This is a genomic window from Aquipuribacter nitratireducens (genome assembly GCF_037860835.1).
Classification (GTDB): domain Bacteria; phylum Actinomycetota; class Actinomycetes; order Actinomycetales; family JBBAYJ01; genus Aquipuribacter; species Aquipuribacter nitratireducens.
On record NZ_JBBEOG010000004.1, the window covers coordinates 134,042 to 151,367 of the forward strand.

Below are 17,326 nucleotides of genomic sequence, written 5' to 3' on the forward strand. Positions count from 1 at the left end.
TCGCGCCCGGTCAGCGTCCGGCCGGCTGTCGCTCCTCGGCGCGCCGCTCGGCGAGCGCCTGGGCCACGGCCTCCCGGTAGGGCAGCGTCGGGCCCGGGACGACGTCGTGGATCGCATGGTCGGTGACGACCACCTCGTTCGTCATGGAGTCGACGAGATTGCGCGCGGTCGGGATGTCGACGTCGGTGACGAACGCGAGCCAGTACGACGATAGCCGGGGCGTCAGCAGCGGGACGCGGATGCGCGGCAGCCGCTTCCTCTCCACCTGCGCGGCCTGCTGGAGCATGTCGACGTAGCGCAGCACCTCGGGTCCGCCGACCTCGAACGTGCGCCCGAGGGCATCCGGGTGCCCGAGCACCCCGACGAGGTAGCGGACGACGTCCGGCAGCGCGATCGGCTGTGTGCGGGTGTCGACCCAGCGGGGCGTGATCATGAGGGGGAGGTGCTCGACGAGCTGGCGGGTGATCTCCCAGGAGATCCCGCCGTGGCCCACGACGACAGCCGCCCGCAGCACCGTCACGGGGGCCGGGCCGTCGGCGAGGATCTTCTCGACCTGGCGGCGCGAGCGCAGGTGCGGGGACAGGTCCTCGTCCTCGCGGCCGAGCCCGCCGAGGTAGATCACCTGCCGGAGGTCGGCCTGCCCGGCGGCCGCCGCGAAGTTCCGGGCCGCCTCGGCGTCCTTCTCCTCGAAGTCGTCCGAGCCGAGGGAGTGGACGAGGTAGTAGGCGGCGTCCGCGCCCGCGAGCGCGTCGCGCAGCGACGCGGGGTCGGCGACGTCGCCCTCGACGGGCGTCCCGGCGCCGTCGTAGTTGTCCGGGTGGCGGGTCATCGCACGCACGGTGTGGCCGGCCTCGGTGAGCCGCTCGCAGAGGTGGCTGCCGATGAAGCCGGACGCGCCCGCGACGAGGACGGTGAGCGGGCCGTCGAGGGGCGTGTCGGGCATGTGACCAGGATGGGGGCGATACGCCGTCACGGCACCCGGGCCGTTCCTCGGCCGACCGTCGTGGCAGCGTGAGGAGCTCGAGCCGCATCCTGCGGCCGACGCCACTCCGTCACCGCCGAGAGGACCGCCCGTGCCTGCCACCCACCTCAGCCTCGCCCGCGACTTCACGGTGGCGCCCGTGCCGCCCCGGCTGTTCGGCTCCTTCGTCGAGCACATGGGCCGCTGCGTCTACACGGGGATCTACGAGCCGGACCACCCGAAGGCGGACGTCCACGGCCTCCGCAGCGACGTCCTCGACCTCACGCGGGAGGTGGGGCCGACCGTCGTGCGGTACCCCGGCGGCAACTTCGTGTCAGGCTACGACTGGGAGGACGGCGTCGGCCCGCGGGGCGAGCGTCCGCGCCGCCTCGAGCGGGCGTGGCGCTCGATCGAGACCAACGAGTTCGGGCTGTCGGAGTTCGTGCGCTGGGCCGACCTCGTCGGCACGGAGCCGATGATGGCCGTCAACCTCGGCACTCGCGGGGTGCAGGAGGCGTGCGACCTCCTGGAGTACGCCAACCACCCCGGCGGCACGCGGCTGTCGGACCTGCGGCGGGCGCACGGTGACACAGATCCCTACGGGGTGCGGCTGTGGTGCCTCGGCAACGAGATGGACGGGCCGTGGCAGGTCGGGCACAAGACCGCCCACGAGTACGGCCGGCTGGCCGCGGAGACCGGGCGGGCCATGCGCCTCGTCGACCCGTCGGTCGAGCTCGTCGCGTGCGGGAGCTCCAGCCGCTCGATGCCGACGTTCGGGGAGTGGGAGCGGGTCGTCCTCGAGGAGGCGTACGACGTCGTCGACCACATCTCGGCGCACGCGTACTACGAGGAGCACGAGGGCCCGCACGGCCTCGCGGACTTCCTCGCGTGCGCCGCCGACATGGACGCCTTCGTCGACGAGGTCGTCGCCACCGCCGACGCCGTCCGGGCCCGCGGCCGGCATTCGAAGACGATCACGATCTCGTTCGACGAGTGGAACGTCTGGTACCAGAGCCGCTACCGCGCGAGCGAGATCGCCGCCGGCACGAGCGAGTGGGCGGTCGCGCCCCGCGTCATCGAGGACGAGTACTCCCTCACCGACGCCGTCGTCGTCGGCACGCTCCTCAACTCGCTGCTCCGCCACTCCGACCGCGTCGCCATCGGCTGCCAGGCGCAGCTCGTCAACGTCATCGGCCTGCTGCGCAGCGAGCCGGGCGGGGCGGCGTGGAAGCAGACCATCGCCCACCCCTTCGAGCAGGTGCGCCGCCACGCGGTCGGCGAGGTACTCGCGGTCCGGAGCCGAGGCGACCGTCACGAGTCCGACGCGTACGGCGACGTGCCCGTCGTCGACGCGAGCGCGACGTGGGACGAGGACTCGCGGTCGCTGTCGTTGTTCGTCGCGAACCGCTCCGTCGACGAGACGTCGACCCTCACCGCCGACCTGCTCGACTTCGGGTCGCTGCGGGTCGTCGACGCGCAGGTGCTGGCCGCGGAGGAGGGCCAGGACCGCCACGTGCGCAACGACGCGACCGGCCCCGAGCGGGTGCGACTGCGCCGGCTCGCCGGCGTGACGGTCGACGGCGGCGCGCTGGCGCTCCGCCTCCCCCCGCTGTCGTGGGCGGTCGTGCGATTGGGCTGACCTGAAGGTCACGGCACGCCAACTGCTCGTGACCTGCTGTCTTCCAGTGGAGTAACGCGCGGCTTGTGCGGCATCACACATGACTTTTGACGCATGCTTGACCGAAGTGGCCTTCCGTCCATAGGTTCGTCGTCGTTCTGCCTGTCAGAGACGACGAGGAGACACTCCACATGACGACAACTCCCCTGCGGGTCGGTGTGACCGCCGTGGCCGCCGGAGCGCTCGTCCTCTCCCTCGGGGCCTCGGCCCCGGCGGTGACGACGGTCGCCCCGCTCCACTCCGGTCACGTCGCAGACGCCGACCTGCCCCCCGACAGCGCCTTCGACAAGGTGACCATCGACCGGACTCCCGGTGAGCCGCTGGACCTCGCGGTCCTGCCGGACCTCCGGGTGCTCCACGTGACACGGGCCGGTGAGGTCCGGCTGCACGACCCGGTCTCCGGCCTCACGACGACAGCGGCCGAGCTCGACGTGTACCTCCACGACGAGGAGGGACTGCAGAGCGTCGCCATCGACCCGGACTTCGCGACGAACAACTGGGTCTACCTCTACTACTCGCCCGTGCTCGACACCCCGCTCGACGACCCGTTGACGCCGAACGTCAACGAGGGCGACGCGCCCGCCTTCGGCGAGCCCGAGGACTTCGAGCCCTACGAGGGCTACCTCCAGCTCTCCCGGTTCAAGCTCGTCGGCGACGAGCTCGACCTGTCGACGGAGGAGAAGATCATGCAGGTGCCCGTCGACCGGGGCATCTGCTGCCACGTCGGCGGCGACATCGTCTTCGACGCCGACGGCAACCTCTACCTGTCCACCGGCGACGACACCAACCCCTTCTCCTCGGGCGGGTACACGCCGATCGACGAGCGGGAGGACCGCAACCCGGCGTACGACGCCCAGCGGACCTCGGCGAACACGAACGACCTCGGCGGCAAGATCCTTCGGATCACCCCGACGGACGGCGGCGGGTACACGATCCCCGAGGGCAACATGTTCGCCCCCGGGACCGAGGGCACGAGGCCCGAGATCTTCGCCATGGGCTTCCGCAACCCCTTCCGCATCGAGCTCGACCAGGAGACCGGACTGCTGTTCGTCGGCGACTACTCGCCGGACGCGCGCTTCGCCAACCCCGAGCGCGGGCCCGGTGGGACCGGCCGGTGGATGGTCGTCGAGGGCGGGGAGAACTTCGGGTGGCCGTACTGCGTCGACCCGACCACCCCCTACGTCGACTACGACTTCGCGACGGGCGAGAGCGGCGAGCCGTTCGACTGCGCCGCTCCCGTCAACGAGTCGCCGAACAACACCGGCCTCGTGCAGCTGCCGCCGGTCGCCGACAGCGAGCTGGAGTACCAGTTCGGGGCGAGCGCGGAGTTCCCGGAGCTCGGCACCGGCGGGATCGGCCCGATGGCCGGCGACGTCTACCGCGGGGTCGAGCCCGGCGTCCGCGGGCTCATGAAGGGCCGTCCGTCCGTCGCCTGGCCCGAGGAGTACATCGGGCACCCGCTCTTCGGTGAGTGGACGCGTGACTACGTCAAGATGTTCACCCTCGACGAGGACGCCGACGAGATCGTCGAGATCGACTCCGTCCTCCCGTCGCTCGTCTTCGACAACCCGATGGACATGGAGTTCGGCCCCGACGGCGCGCTGTACGTCCTCGAGTACGGCGACGGGTACTTCCGGCAGAACCCCGACGCGCAGCTGTCGCGCTTCGACTTCATCGGCCAGGGCGGCAACCGCAGCCCGCAGCCGGTGATCGAGGCCGACCCCGTCACCGGGTCCGAGGCGCCGCTGACCGTCGACTTCGCCGGCACGGGGTCGAGCGACCCGGAGGGTGACCGCCTCAAGTACGCGTGGGACTTCGACTCCGACGGGACGGTCGACAGCACCTCCGCGACCGCGTCGTTCACCTACGAGGAGCCGGGCTACTACCGGGCGAGCCTCCAGGTGACGGACGTCGGCGGCAAGGACCGCAAGCGCAGCGCGTCGACGTACGTCGAGATCTCGGTGGGCGGGCAGGCGCCCGTCGTCGACTTCGTCACCCCGGGCAACGGCGACACCTTCAGCTGGGGCGACACGATCAGCTACGAGGTGACCGTCTCCGACGACCAGCCGGTCGACTGCGACGCCGTCACCGTGACCTACATCGTGGGCCACGACCAGCACGGGCACCCGATCACGACGGCGTCCGGCTGCACCGGGACGATCCAGACCTCGCTCCCGCAGGGTCACGACCCGGAGGTCGACGAGATCAGCGCGGTCTTCGTCGCCAGCTACACGGACCCGGGCGCGGGTGCGATCCCGCCGCAGACCGGGACCGACCAGGTGCGTCTCGTCCCCGTGGGCTGACCGCTCCCGCACGACAAGGCGGTCGCGGCCAGGGACCACCGAGGTCCCTGGCCGCGACCGCCGTGGCACCGCCGCCACGTCGTCACCCCCGCACCGACCCCACCACTGCACCCTGAGAGGAACCACGACATGTGCTTCGGATTCGACGGCCACAAGGCCGTCCGTGAGGTGGCCGAGCGCCAGGGCGGTCTCGACCGCCGCGGCGTGCTTCGCGGCTTCGGCGCCGCTCTCGTCGGCGGAGCGGCGACGCTCGCCGCCGGCCCCGCCCTCGCCGCACCCGGCACCGGCAACGGCCTCGGGCCCGGCTCGCCCGTGCCGGACGCCAAGATCAGCATCCAGATGTACACCCTGCGGTCGATCACGAACGGCACGACCGTGGCCGACGTGCTCGCCTCGCTGTCCGGCTACGGCTACCGCCGTGTCGAGCTCGCGGGCACGTACGGCTACAGCGCGCAGGAGATGAAGGACCTGCTCGACTCCTACGACATCTCCGCCACGTCGGCGCACTCGGGTCTCAGCGCTGATCTCGACGCGGCGCGGGCGAAGTTCGAGGACGCCCGCACGCTGGGGCAGCGCTTCAGCGTCGTGCCGTACCTCCGGTCGCAGTCGTCCGACCAGTGGCGCGCGTGGGCGGACGCGATGAACGCCGAGGCCGAGGTGGCTCGGACGTACGGGCTCCGCTACGGCTACCACAACCACGCCCACGAGTGGTACGAGACCCTCGACGACGGCTCCAACGCGTGGGACATCCTCACCGAGCGCCTCGACCCGCGGTTCGTCCACTTCGAGGTCGACCTGTACTGGGCGGTCACGGGCGGCATCCTCAGCGGCCAGGCGACCGAGGCGACGGCGAGCCGGTTCGCCAGCGACGTCATCGCGGCGGCCCCGCAGAAGACGCTCCAGTACCACGTGAAGGACCGCGACGCCGGCACGTCGTCCGAGCGGGCCTTCGCCGACGTCGGCACCGGGTTCATCGACTTCCCGCTGATCTTCGGTGACCACCGCGTCCAGGAGTACATCGTCGAGAACGACCAGCCCGACGTCGACCCGCTCACCACGGCGCGGGTCGGCTGGAACTACCTCAGCTCGGTGCGCGCCTCGGTCTGACGCCTCACCGGCCACGGGCGACGGCCCCGTACCCCTTCGTGGGTGCGGGGCCGTCGCACGCTCAGCCCGTGGCGCGGCGCACGAGCGCCTCGACCCGGTCCTGCACCTCGTCCGTCCACTCGGTGATCGCGAAGGTCACCGGCCACATCACCCCGTCGTCGAGCCGGGCGGCGTCGTTGAAGCCGAGCGTGGCGTAGCGGGCGTCGAACTTCGCAGCGGCCTGGAAGAAGCACACGACCTGCTTGCCGTCGGCGTACGCCGGCATGCCGTACCACGTGCGCGCCTGCAGGTGCGGGGCGACCTCGGTGACGATCGCGTGCACCCGCTCGGCGAGCTGCCGGTCCGCGTCCGGCATGTCGGCGATGGCGTCGAGCGTCGCCTGCAGGGCGTCCGCCTTCTTCGCCCCGCCCTTCTCCACCCTCAGCTCCTCCGCGCGTCGCCTCATCGCCTCGCGCTCGGCGGCGCTGAAGCCCCCGGAGGTCTCCTCGTCGTCGGCCACGTCGACCCCTCTCCCTCGCTGTGGGCGGGACGCTACGCCGGTCGGCCACGACTGGGACGATCCTGGGCCGACTGGGACGCCGGTAGTCGGAACCGGCCCGGAGACGTCCCTGTCGGCGACAGGTCGTCCCACTCCGCGGCCGGTCGTCCCCGTCGCTCAGCGCACGAGCCGGTGGTACGCCTCGTTCCAGCGCAGCTCCTGCTCGAAGCGAGCCGGCCGCGTGTCGGCGTCGATCAGCGCCAGCTCGGTGCGCGTGATGCGCGCGAGGTCGGCGAGCACCTCGGCGTCGACTTGGCTCGACAGGACCGTGTGGTGGCTGCCCCCGGCCACGATCCAGCACTCGGCCGACGTGCGAAGGTCCGGGGCCGGCTTCCACACCGCGCGCCCGACGGGCAGCCGCGGCAGCGGCTCGGGCGGCACGACGACCTCGATCTCGTTCGCCACCATCCGGAACCGGTCGCCGAGGTCCGACAGGCACGCGACGACCGCGGGACCGGGCTCGGCGTCGAAGACGAGCCGGACCGGGTCCTCGCGGTTGCCGATCCCGAGCGGGTGGATCTCCACGCGCGGGGTCCCCGTGGCGATCGTGGGGCAGACCTCGAGCATGTGCGCGCCGAGGGACAGCGGCTCGCCGGGCCCGAAGTGGTACGTGTAGTCCTCCATGAACGAGGTGCCGCCGGGCAGTCCCTCGCCGGCGACCTTGAGCATCCGCAGCAGGGCCGAGGTCTTCCAGTCGCCCTCCCCGCCGAAGCCGTAGCCGTCGGACATGAGCCGCTGCACGGCGAGACCGGGCAGCTGCCGCAGCCCGGCGAGGTCCTCGAAGTTCGTGGTGAACGCCTTCGCCCCGATGTCGCCGAGCAGGCCGCGCAGCGCGAGCTCCTGGCGGGCGCCGTAGCGCAGCGCCTCGTGCCGCCCGCCGCCGCGGCGCAGCTCGGGCACGACGTCGTAGGTGTCCTCGTACTCGCCGACGAGGGCGTCGACCTCGGCGTCGGAGGTGCCGTCGACCGCGGCGACGAGGTCGGCGACCGCGAAGGCGTTGACGGTGACGCCGAGGCGCCACTGGGCCTCGGTGCGGTCGCCCTCGGTCACGGCGACGTTCCGCATGGTGTCGCCGAAGCGGGCCACGGTGAGCCGGCGGCCCTCGTGCCACGCGAGGGCGGCGCGGGTCCACGCCGCCAGGCGCGCCGTGACGTGCACGTCGGACGCGTGGCCGACGACGGTCTTGCGGACGACACCCATCCGGGACTGGATGTAGCCGAACTCCCGGTCGCCGTGGGCGGCCTGGTTGAGGTTCATGAAGTCCATGTCGATGCTCGACCACGGCAGCGACTCGTTGGCCTGCGTGTGCAGGTGCAGCAGCGGCACCTGCAGGGCGTCGAGGCCCCGGATCCACATCCTCGCGGGCGAGAACGTGTGCATCCACGCGACGACCCCGACGCACGAGGGGTCGGCGTTGGCGTCGGTCGCGAGCCGGTGGATGCCCTCGGAGGACGTGACGACCGGGCGCCACGTGAGGTCCGCGGGCAGCGCGCCGGACCCGTGCAGCAGCGCGGCGACCTGCTGGCTCTGCTCCGCGACCTGCTCGAGGACCTCCGGGCCGTACAGGCCCTGGCTGCCGGTGACGAACCAGATCTCGCGCGCGCTCATCGGGGGTCTCCCTCGGTTCCCTGGCCGTAGACGTTCTGGTACCGCTCGAACAGCCTGTCGACGGCCTCGGCCGGCAGGGGCTCGGGCGTTCCCAGCTGGTGGGCGAGGAACGTCGAGCGGGCGACGTCCTCGCACATGACGGCCGCCTTCACCGCGTCCTTCGCGTCGGAGCCGATCGTGAAGACGCCGTGCTGCGCCATGAGGACGGCGCGCGAACGGTGTCCCTCGAGGGTCTCGACGATGCCGCGGCCGATCGAGTCGTCGCCGATGAGCGCGAACGGGCCGACCGGGATCTCCCCGCCGAACTCGTCGGCCATCGCCGTCAGCACGCACGGGATGGGGCGACGGACGGCCGACCACGCGCACGCGTACGTCGAGTGCGTGTGCACGACGCCGCCGACGTCGGCGCGGTGCCGGTACACGTAGGCGTGCGCGGCGGTGTCAGAGCTGGGCGAGCGGTCGCCCTCCACGAGGGCGCCGTCGAGGTCGCACACGACCATCGCCTCGGGCGTCAGCTCGTCGTAGGAGACCCCGCTCGGCTTGATGACGAAGAGGTCGGCGCCGGGCACGCGCCCGGAGACGTTGCCTGCGGTCCACGCGACCAGGCCGTAGCGGACGAGCTCGCCGTGGAGGCGGGTGACGTCGGCGCGGACGGCGGCGACGCGTGCGCCGAGGTCCGTGCCCGGGGAGAGGTCGACGGTGGCGGGGGGCACGGGCTCCTCCTCGACGAGGCTGGTGTGAACGTTCACAAGTGAACGTTAACGAGGGTAGGCTCGTCAAGGTGACGACGGCGCCGGGTGCTCCTGCGGGTCGGCGCGGCGGCCGCCGTGCGCCGGTCATGCACGACGTCGCCCGGCTCGCCGGCGTGTCCCACCAGACCGTGTCCCGCGTCCTCAACGGGAGCCCGGGCGTCCGACAGGCGACCCGCGAGCGCGTCGAGGCCGCGATCGCCGAGCTGGACTACCGGCCGAACGCCGCGGCGCGCGCTCTGGTGACGGACAGGTCGGCCGCCGTCGGGGTGGTCGTCGCCGACACCACGCTGTTCGGCCCGGCGAGCATCCTCCTCGCCGTCGAGCAGTCGGTGCGCCGACGCGGGCGCGAGGTCAACGTCGCGTCCCTGCCCGACCTCGACGTCGCCTCGGTCGCGGACGCGTTCGCCTACCTCGAGGAGCTCCGGGTCGGAGGCGTCGTCGTCGTGGCTCCGCAGCGCACGGCTGCCGACGTCATGCTCGCCCTGCCCGAGGGGACGCCCGTCGTCGCGGTGGACGGCGGCCTCGTCGCCGACCTCCCCATCGTCTGCGTCGACCAGGCGCTCGGCGCCGCGCTCGTCACCGAGCACCTGCTCGACCTCGGCCACGAGACAGTGCACCACGTCGCCGGTCCGCCCGACTGGCTCGAGGCCGAGGAGCGGGTCGCCGGGTGGCGGGCGACGCTGAGCGACTCCGGCCGTGGCGTCCCCGAACCGGTGGGCGGCGGCTGGACCGCCGCCGACGGCTACGCCGCGGGGCAACTGCTCGCACGCGACCCCGACGTCACCGCCGTCTTCGCCGCCAACGACCCGACCGCGTTGGGCGTCGTCCGCGCCCTGCAGGAGGCCGGGCGCCGGGTGCCGGACGACGTCTCGGTCGCCGGGTTCGACGACGTGCCGGAGGCGCCCTTCTACGGCCCCGCCCTCACGAGCGTCCGGCAGAACTTCCCCGAGCTCGGCGAGCTCGCGGTCGCGACCCTGCTCGACCTCGTCGCCGGGGCCGAGGTGCCCCGGGGCCGCGTACCGGAGCGCACCGTCACGCCCTCGCTGGCCGTACGGTCCAGCACCGCCCCGCCCCCGACCACCCGGAGGACCTCATGACCGTGGACCGCGACGACGCCGTCCGCACCCTCGCCGAGGGTCGCGCCGTGCTCGGGATCGAGCTCGGCTCGACCCGCATCAAGGCCGTGCTCGTCGACCCCGCCGGCAACGTGCTCGCGACCGGCGGCCACGCGTGGGAGAACGACTTCGTCGACCGGCTGTGGACGTACTCCCTCGACGCCGTGTGGGCGGGCGTCCAGGAGGCCTTCCGCGCGGTGCGCGCCGACGCGGAGCGGCGCTTCGACGTCCTCCCGCGAAGGCTCGCCGCCGCGGGGGTGTCGGCCATGATGCACGGGTACCTCGCCCTCGACGCCGACGGCGAGCTGCTCGTCCCCTTCCGCACGTGGCGCAACACGACCACCGGCGCGGCGGCGGCGGAGCTCACCGAGGAGCTGGGGTTCAACATCCCGCTGCGCTGGTCGGTGGCCCACTACTACCAGGCCGTCCTGGACGACGAGCCGCACGTGCCGCAGGTGGCGTCGCTCACGACGCTCGCCGGGTACGTCCACCGGCGCCTGACGGGGGAGCAGGTCCTCGGGGTGGGCGACGCGTCCGGGATGTTCCCTGTGGACCCGTCGACCCGGGACTACGACGCGGACCTGCTGTCTCGAGTCGACGCCCTGGTGGCTCGGCGGAACGCGTCCGCGGCTGCGCTGTCCGCGCTCCTGCCGACCGCCCTCGCCGCGGGTGCCGACGCCGGTCGCCTCACGGCGGAGGGGGCGGCACTGCTCGACCCGTCCGGTGACCTGCAGCCGGGGGTCCCGTTCTGTCCTCCCGAGGGCGACGCCGGCACGGGCATGGTCGCGACGAACGCCGTCGCTCCCCGAACCGGCAACATCAGCGTGGGCACGAGCGTGTTCGCCATGGCCGTGCTCGAGCAGCCCCTCGCCCGTGTTCACCACGAGATCGACGTCGTGACGACGCCGGTCGGGGACCTCGTCGCGATGGTCCACTGCAACAACGGCGCGAGCGAGCTCGGCGCGTGGGCCGGCCTGCTCGGGGGGTTCGCGGCGGCGCTCGGGGCGAGTGCGGACCCCGATGCCGTCTTCGGTGCGCTCCTGCGCGCTGCGCTCGACGGCGAGCCGGACGGCGGCGGCCTCCTCGCCTACAACTACCTCGCCGGTGAGCCGATCACGGGCCTCGACGAGGGGCGGCCGCTCGTCGTCCGCACCCCCGACAGCCGGCTCACGTTCGCCAACTTCGCCCGCACCCAGGTGTACGGCGTGTTCGGCACGCTGAGCCTCGGCATGGAGGTGCTCGCGGAAGAAGGCGTCGAGCTCGACGTGATGGTGGGCCACGGTGGTCTGTTCCGCACCGAGGGTGTCGCGCAGCGGCTGCTCGCGGCCGCGCTCGGCATCCCGGTCGCCGTCAACGACGCGGCGGACGAGGGCGGCGCGTGGGGCATCGCCGTCCTGGCGGCCTACGCGGTGCGGGACACCGGTCAGGAGCTCGCCGAGTTCCTCGACCGGACCGTGTTCGCCCGCTCCGCCACCGCGGTCGTCGAGCCGGAGCCGGACGACGTGGCCGGGTACGCGCGCTACCTCGACCGCTACCGGGCGGGGCTGGTCGTCCAGGAAGCGGCGACGGCCGCCTTGCCGTGACCACCGCTACGCCGACGACTGCGTGACGGACGCCCACCACTCGCCGGTCGCGCGCGCGGTCCTCAGGGACCTCGACCGGCAGCAGGTGCCTGGCGCCCGACACCTCGTGCGCGGTCCATCCCGCTCGTGCGGCGTGGCCTCGGAGCGAGGGCGGGTCGACGAGGTGGTCGTCGGCCCCCCACCGGAGCAGCACGGGCGCCGTGAGCCGGTCGAGGACCGCGGTCACCGGTTCCTGGTCGACGAGCACCGCCTCGACCGTCGACGCGAACCCGCTGACGAACCGGTCGAGGTGGCGGACCCGGGTCCGCACCGGGGTGACGTCGTCGGCCCAGACAGGCGCCTGCGCCGCCGACACGCGGGACGGGTCGCCGCCGAGCAGACCCGAGCGCCAGGTGGCCGGCGCGACCCGGTCCTCGACGGAGCCGCGTGTCGCGGGGAGCAGCGGCGCGCCGGCCACGCGCAGCACCGCACGGGCCACCGGCGGTGCCGCCGCCACGACGGCACGACCCGCGGTCCGCCAGAGCAGCACCTCGGACCGTCCGGTGCGCCGCCACGGCAGGGCCGGGGCCGCGAGCACGAGTCCCCCCACCCGATCGGGCACGAGATCAGCGGCCAGGACCGCGATCAGCCCGCCGGCGGATCACCCGTGCAAGCACCACGCGCTCGAGGTCGAGGTGGTCCAGGAGGGCCCGTACGAACCGCGCGTCCGACAGGACCGCGGGCCGGTGGCCGGCGGGTGCGCCGGTGAGGCCGGTGAGGCTTCCCGGCACGTCGACCGACACCACGGACCCGAGCGGTGCCAGGGCGGCGACCAGGTCCAGCCAGCGGGAGGCGCTGCCCGGTAGCGAGCGCCACCGGTGGCGGGCCGCGGGTCCTCCCGACAGAGTCGAGCGCATGGCCGCCGACTCCGCCCAGCCCGAGGACCTCGACGACGTCTACGGCGACTTCAACGACGCTGTCAACATGACACCGAAGGAGCTCCGCGAGTGGCTCGACACCGACGAGTCCACGTCCGTCGGTGACTCCTCCGGCGGTGGCGAGTCGACCGGGCACGCGAGCGGGCGGCGGATCCTCGAGATCAAGGACACGAAGAAGGCCGACCTCACCGAGTCCGACGTCGCCCACATGCGCAAGGTCGTCGGCTACGTCGCCCGGCACAGCAAGCAGCGGCCGAAGGGCGACGTCGAGGACACGCCCTGGCGGTACAGCCTCATGAACTGGGGGCACGACCCGCTCAAGGGCTGACGCGTGCTCCCGCAGGTCCTGCCCGCGCTGCTGCCCGGCAGCGACCCGTGGCCGCTGTGGCCGAGCCTGGTCGCCCTCCTCCTCTCGGCCGGTGTCATCGTCTACACCGGGACGAAGATCACCGGGGTCGTCGACGAGATCGCCGACCGCACCGGACTCGGGGAGGCCATCGCAGGGGCGATCTTCCTCGGTGCGACGACGTCCCTGCCCGGACTCGTCACGCTCGCGACGGGCGCGCTCGCCGGCGACGCGCAGTTCGCGCTCGCCAATCCCGTCGGCGGGATCCTCATCCAGACGGTGTGGCTGAGCGTCGCCGACATCTTCTACCGCCGCGTCAACCTCGAGCACGCCGCGGCCAGCAGCGAGAACCTCATGCAGTCCCTCATCCTCGTCGGGCTGCTCGCCGTGCCGCTGTTCGGCTACGCGGTCCCGAACCTGTCGCTGTTCGCCGTCCACCCGGCGTCGCTCGCCATCCCGGTCCTCTACGTCGCGGGTCTCGTCCTCGTGCGCCAGCAGCGCAACGAGCCGATGTGGGAGCCGGTCGAGACCCCGGACACCGTCCACGACGAGCCCGAGGAGCCGTCGGAGCGCAGCGCGGGCCGGCTCGCGGTGCTGTTCCTCTCGCTCGCGGTGTCGATGGCCGTGGCCGGCTACACGGTCGGACGCGCCGGGCTCGGCGTCGTCGAGGCGACGGGACTCTCCGGGGGCCTCGTCGGGTCGACCCTCACGACCGGGGTCTCGTCGATGCCGGAGCTCGTCACGCTCATCGCGGCCGTCCGGATGCGCGCGCTCGCGCTCGGCGTGGGCGACATCATCGGCGGCAACGTCTTCGACGCCCTCCAGATCGCGCTCGCCGACGTCTTCTACCGGCAGGGCGTCGTCTACGCCGACGCCGGACCGACGGGTCTGCTGCTGCTCGCCGCCGCCCTCCTCATGAGCGCGCTGCTCGCCGCCGGGCTGCTCCTGCGCGGACGCCGCGGGATCGGCTTCGAGGGCTTCGCCATCCCCACGATCTGGGTGGCGGCGATCGTCGGGGTCGCGTTCCTCTAGGGCCTCAGCGCGGCGCCGGCACCCCGGGCGGGCGCCGGTGGGCACGCTTCACCTCGTACATCGCGGAGTCGGCGCGCCGCAGGAGCGAGGCCGCGTCATCGCCGGGGACCGCGACCACGGCACCGATGCTCGCGCCCACGGGAAGACCGGGTGCCGCGTCGGCGAGGGCGGGCGCGAGCGCCCCGCGGACGCGATCGGCGAGCATGTCGGCGACGGCGGCGTCGGGGACGCCGGGGCAGACGGCGACGAACTCGTCACCGCCGAGGCGCCCCGTCGCGTCCTGCGGGCGCAGCGTCGACCGCAGCCGGGTCGCGACGAGCCGGAGCACGAGGTCGCCCGCCTCGTGCCCCAGGGTGTCGTTGACGTCCTTGAAGCGGTCGAGGTCGCAGAACAGGACGGCGACACCGCCGTTGCGCCGGTCGGCGAGCACGGTGTCGAGCTCCTCGACGAGGCGACGGCGGTTGAGGAGGCCTGTCAGCGGGTCGTGGTGGGCGAGGAACGCGAGCCGCTCCTGCGCGGCGCGCCGCTCTGTGACGTCGAGTACCTGCGCGACGACGGTCGTGCGGCCGTTGGGCGCCGACATGAGGGAGACGTGGACCTGCGTCCACACGGGCGTCCCGTCGGGGCGCAGGTGGCGCACCTCCCCGTCCCACCGGGTCCGCGTGCCGTGGGCGATCTCGTCGAGGGCGCGGCGGGTGCGGCGGGCGTCGTCGGGGTCGAGGAGCTCGCGCCAGCGCAGCGTCGACGGGTCGCGTCCGAGGAGGACCACGAGCGCGGGATTGGCGTCGCGGAGCACCCAGCCACCGTCCGTGCCCCGCACGACGACCGCCTTGCCGATGACCGCCGCGTCGCTGGCCTCGGCGAGCCGGTCCCGCGAGGCCGCGAGCTCGGCCGCGAGGGTGTCGCGGGACTCCTGCAGGGTCGCGAGCGCCTGGCTCGTCACCATGACGAGGACGGTGAAGCACTGGACGAGCGCCGCCCGCGCCGCCTCGTCCGAGACGACCGCGAACGCCCCGGTGCCGATGACGGTGCCGACGACGGCGACGACCCCGACGACCGCGCTGAGGAGGGCACTCGTCCGTCGGCCGAGCCGGACCCCGGACCACACCGGGACCGCGAGGGCGAGGAACAGCGTGCTGATGCCGCCGTCGGTGAGGAAGAGCCACGTGACGAGCACCCCGGCGGCGCAGCAGACGAGGGCTGTCTCCACGGGGCGGCGCACCCACTGGGCGTCGCCCCGGGTACGGCGCAGGGAGAGGAGGACCGCGAGCACGACGAAGGTCGTGCCCCCGTTCCGTGCGGACACCAGTGCCCACGTCGGCCACGCACTCGCATCGGCGAGAGCGGCCAGCGCCACCGTCACGAGGGTGCCGCTGACGACCCCGACCGCGAGGCACGCGGCGAGGAGCCGCATGACCTCGCCGGGCTCGCGGAGCGCGGACCCGCCCGAGAGCGCGCGGCGGACGAGCGCGGCCCCGAGGGCGGCGTGGACGACGTTGACCGCTCCGTATGCCGCAGCCAGGTCCCACGCCGCGCCCGTCCACCGGTTCATGAGGACCGTGCACAGGAGGAGCAGCGTCGCCGGGAGGGCGGCCCGGCGCCACGTCGGGTGCTGCAGCAGCCACCACACGCCCACGCCGGCCGCCGGCCACACGAGGGACACCTGGGAACCCTCAGGGCGCGTCTCACGGCCGACCCACATGGCGACGACGTACACGAGCAGCAGGACGGCGTCGCGGGACACGGCGCGAGTGCGCATGCCGACCTCCTCCTCCGTCGAGACGACATGACGTCCGTCACATCGGCGCAACGGCCCGGGTTCCTGAGCGCGCCCGCCCTGCGTCCGACCTCGGGTCGTGAGCCGCACGCCTGGCTCGGCTACGGTCGGCTCGTGCTGCTGTCCGACCACGACGTCGCCGCCGCCGTCGCGGCGGGGGAGATCGTCCTCGAGCCCTACGACGCGACGATGATCCAGCCCAGCAGCGTCGACGTCCGCATCGACCGGTGGTTCCGCCTCTTCGACAACCACCGCTACGGGCTCATCGACCCCAGCGTCGAGCAGCCCGACCTGACCCGGCTCGTCGAGGTGCCTGCGGGGGAGTCGTTCGTCCTCCACCCCGGCGAGTTCGTCCTCGGCTCGACGTACGAGCAGGTGACGCTCGGCGCGGGCCTCGCCGCCCGGCTCGAGGGCAAGTCGAGCCTCGGGCGCCTCGGTCTGCTCACCCACTCGACCGCCGGGTTCATCGACCCCGGCTTCTCCGGCCACGTCACCCTCGAGCTGTCGAACATGGCGACGCTGCCGATCGCGCTGTGGCCCGGCATGAAGATCGGGCAGCTGTGCTTCTTCCGGCTCTCGAGCCCGGCCGAGCACCCGTACGGCTCCGGCGGGGAGCGGCACAACCGGTACCAGGGCCAGCGCGGACCCACGGCCAGCCGGTCGTGGCAGAACTTCCACCGCAGCGAGGTCTGAGCCGTGCCGGGACTGCGCCGACGGGCCGCCGCCGACCCGTGGGCGCCGCTGCGCGGCCGCCACCTGCTGCTGGTGCCGACCGTCGCCGGTCCGGACCAGGTCGACGCCCTCGTCCGCTGCTGGTACCCGCAGGCCGACCTCGTCGGCACCGGCACCGCCGACCTCGACGGCGTCGCTGCCCTCCACGGCCCCCACGACATCAGCACCGAGGCGGCCGTCGCGGCCGAGGTCCCCACCCCGTGGTCGGTGGCCTACGACCTCGAGGTCGAGCGCTCGCCGCGTCAACCCGGCGAGCCGCCGCGTCGACCCGACGGCCTGCACCGCGCCTTCCCCGACGGGCTCCCGACCGGGGCCGAGCTCGCCGGGCTCGAGCTGCTCCTCGCCCTGGCCCGCCGGCTCGGCGGTGCCGTCCGTCCCGTCGGGTCGCGGGACGCGCTGACGCCCGACCACACGACGGCCGTCGAGACGCGCGTCGTGTCCCCGACGTGGATCCGGCCCGCCGACGTCGCGGCGGTGTGCGCGCAGGAGGGCGAGGGCGTCCAGGTCGCGGTCGGCGGCGACACCTCCCCGGAGGCGCTCGAGGCGCCGGACGGCACCCCGTTCGTCGTCCACCTGCCGATGGGCCCGGCCGGGGCCGTGGTCGTCGAGGGGCAGGTGGCGGAGCACCCGGAGCCCGCCGTGGCGGGCGAGCCGTTCGGGGCGGGTCCGATGGCCGTCTACGACGTCCGGTGGGTGGCCCCGGACGAGGAGTGGCACCTCCTCGAGCACCTCGAGGGCCTTGCGCTGGCGTGCCGCGAGCGGGCCCGCCGCCCGATGGCGGCCATCACGCGCACGCTCGCGGAGCTCGGCGGCGGCGCGATCGTCGACGCCGACGGCTTCCTCGTCGACCGCTACCAGGTCTGATCCGGGCGCCGGC

14 protein-coding genes and 1 pseudogene are annotated in these 17,326 nt (G+C 73.4%); 9 read left to right on the forward strand and 6 right to left on the reverse strand.

Going from position 1 to position 17,326, the window contains the following annotated elements; all coding sequences use genetic code 11:
- Positions 1 to 10 precede the first annotated feature (10 nt).
- Entirely contained in the window at positions 11 to 943 is a 933-nt protein-coding gene (locus WAB14_RS09325) for an NAD(P)H-binding protein (RefSeq protein ID WP_340269309.1), read from the reverse strand.
- A gap of 130 nt (positions 944 to 1,073) precedes the next feature.
- Here WAB14_RS09325 and arfA point away from each other — a divergent pair, with 130 nt between their 5' ends.
- The 3 genes from arfA (at position 1,074) to WAB14_RS09340 (ending at position 6,049) form a co-directional block, all read left to right on the forward strand.
- Positions 1,074 to 2,600: an arabinosylfuranosidase ArfA gene (gene arfA / locus WAB14_RS09330; RefSeq protein WP_340269310.1), complete on the forward strand. Its 1,527-nt coding sequence runs from the start codon at positions 1,074 to 1,076 to the stop codon at positions 2,598 to 2,600.
- Between the two features lie 170 nt (positions 2,601 to 2,770).
- The gene (locus WAB14_RS09335; protein WP_340269311.1) at positions 2,771 to 4,942 is read left to right on the forward strand and encodes a PQQ-dependent sugar dehydrogenase; all 2,172 of its coding nucleotides are present in this window, start codon (positions 2,771 to 2,773) and stop codon (positions 4,940 to 4,942) included.
- A 129-nt stretch (positions 4,943 to 5,071) separates the two neighbouring features.
- Positions 5,072 to 6,049 (forward strand): sugar phosphate isomerase/epimerase family protein, encoded by a 978-nt coding sequence (locus tag WAB14_RS09340; RefSeq protein ID WP_340269312.1) that lies wholly within the window; start codon positions 5,072 to 5,074, stop codon positions 6,047 to 6,049.
- A 61-nt stretch (positions 6,050 to 6,110) separates the two neighbouring features.
- Here the strand turns inward: WAB14_RS09340 and WAB14_RS09345 are convergent, their stop codons facing one another.
- From WAB14_RS09345 to WAB14_RS09355, 3 genes are all read right to left on the reverse strand, one after another.
- A complete protein-coding gene (locus WAB14_RS09345) occupies positions 6,111 to 6,548 on the reverse strand; it encodes an iron chaperone (protein WP_340269313.1) in 438 nt (145 codons plus the stop codon).
- Positions 6,549 to 6,704: 156 nt separating this feature from the next.
- Complete coding sequence (araA, locus tag WAB14_RS09350; RefSeq protein WP_340269314.1) at positions 6,705 to 8,195, reverse strand: L-arabinose isomerase; 1,491 nt, start codon at positions 8,193 to 8,195, stop codon at positions 6,705 to 6,707.
- The gene (locus WAB14_RS09355) at positions 8,192 to 8,908 is read right to left on the reverse strand and encodes an L-ribulose-5-phosphate 4-epimerase (RefSeq protein WP_340269649.1); all 717 of its coding nucleotides are present in this window, start codon (positions 8,906 to 8,908) and stop codon (positions 8,192 to 8,194) included. Before WAB14_RS09355 ends, araA begins: the two co-directional genes overlap by 4 nt.
- Positions 8,909 to 8,976: 68 nt before the next feature.
- Between WAB14_RS09355 and WAB14_RS09360 the strand changes: the two genes are divergently transcribed.
- The gene (locus WAB14_RS09360) at positions 8,977 to 10,044 is read left to right on the forward strand and encodes a LacI family DNA-binding transcriptional regulator (RefSeq protein WP_340269315.1); all 1,068 of its coding nucleotides are present in this window, start codon (positions 8,977 to 8,979) and stop codon (positions 10,042 to 10,044) included.
- Positions 10,041 to 11,645, forward strand: coding sequence for a xylulokinase (locus tag WAB14_RS09365; RefSeq protein ID WP_340269316.1), 1,605 nt, complete (start codon positions 10,041 to 10,043; stop codon positions 11,643 to 11,645). The genes WAB14_RS09360 and WAB14_RS09365 overlap by 4 nt, the downstream gene beginning before the upstream one ends.
- A gap of 82 nt (positions 11,646 to 11,727) precedes the next feature.
- On the opposite strand, the pseudogene WAB14_RS18230 reads toward WAB14_RS09365, so the two are convergent.
- A pseudogene (locus WAB14_RS18230) lies at positions 11,728 to 12,273 on the reverse strand (hypothetical protein); the annotation flags it as partial.
- A 266-nt stretch (positions 12,274 to 12,539) separates the two neighbouring features.
- Here WAB14_RS18230 and WAB14_RS09370 point away from each other — a divergent pair.
- Both WAB14_RS09370 and WAB14_RS09375 read left to right on the forward strand, forming a co-directional pair.
- Positions 12,540 to 12,890 carry a DUF3140 domain-containing protein gene (locus WAB14_RS09370; protein WP_340269317.1) on the forward strand — a complete coding sequence of 117 codons (351 nt, stop codon included), beginning with the start codon at positions 12,540 to 12,542 and terminating at the stop codon, positions 12,888 to 12,890.
- Between the two features lie 3 nt (positions 12,891 to 12,893).
- Positions 12,894 to 13,940 (forward strand): sodium:calcium antiporter, encoded by a 1,047-nt coding sequence (locus WAB14_RS09375; RefSeq protein WP_340269318.1) that lies wholly within the window; start codon positions 12,894 to 12,896, stop codon positions 13,938 to 13,940.
- Between the two features lie 4 nt (positions 13,941 to 13,944).
- On the opposite strand, the gene WAB14_RS09380 is transcribed toward WAB14_RS09375, so the two are convergent.
- Positions 13,945 to 15,699: a diguanylate cyclase domain-containing protein gene (locus WAB14_RS09380; protein WP_340269319.1), complete on the reverse strand. Its 1,755-nt coding sequence runs from the start codon at positions 15,697 to 15,699 to the stop codon at positions 13,945 to 13,947.
- A 132-nt stretch (positions 15,700 to 15,831) separates the two neighbouring features.
- Between WAB14_RS09380 and dcd the strand changes: the two genes are divergently transcribed.
- Both dcd and WAB14_RS09390 read left to right on the forward strand, forming a co-directional pair.
- Complete coding sequence (dcd, locus tag WAB14_RS09385) at positions 15,832 to 16,410, forward strand: dCTP deaminase (protein WP_340269320.1); 579 nt, start codon at positions 15,832 to 15,834, stop codon at positions 16,408 to 16,410.
- 3 nt (positions 16,411 to 16,413) lie between these two features.
- Positions 16,414 to 17,313 carry a hypothetical protein gene (locus WAB14_RS09390; protein WP_340269321.1) on the forward strand — a complete coding sequence of 300 codons (900 nt, stop codon included), beginning with the start codon at positions 16,414 to 16,416 and terminating at the stop codon, positions 17,311 to 17,313.
- Positions 17,314 to 17,326 lie beyond the last annotated feature (13 nt).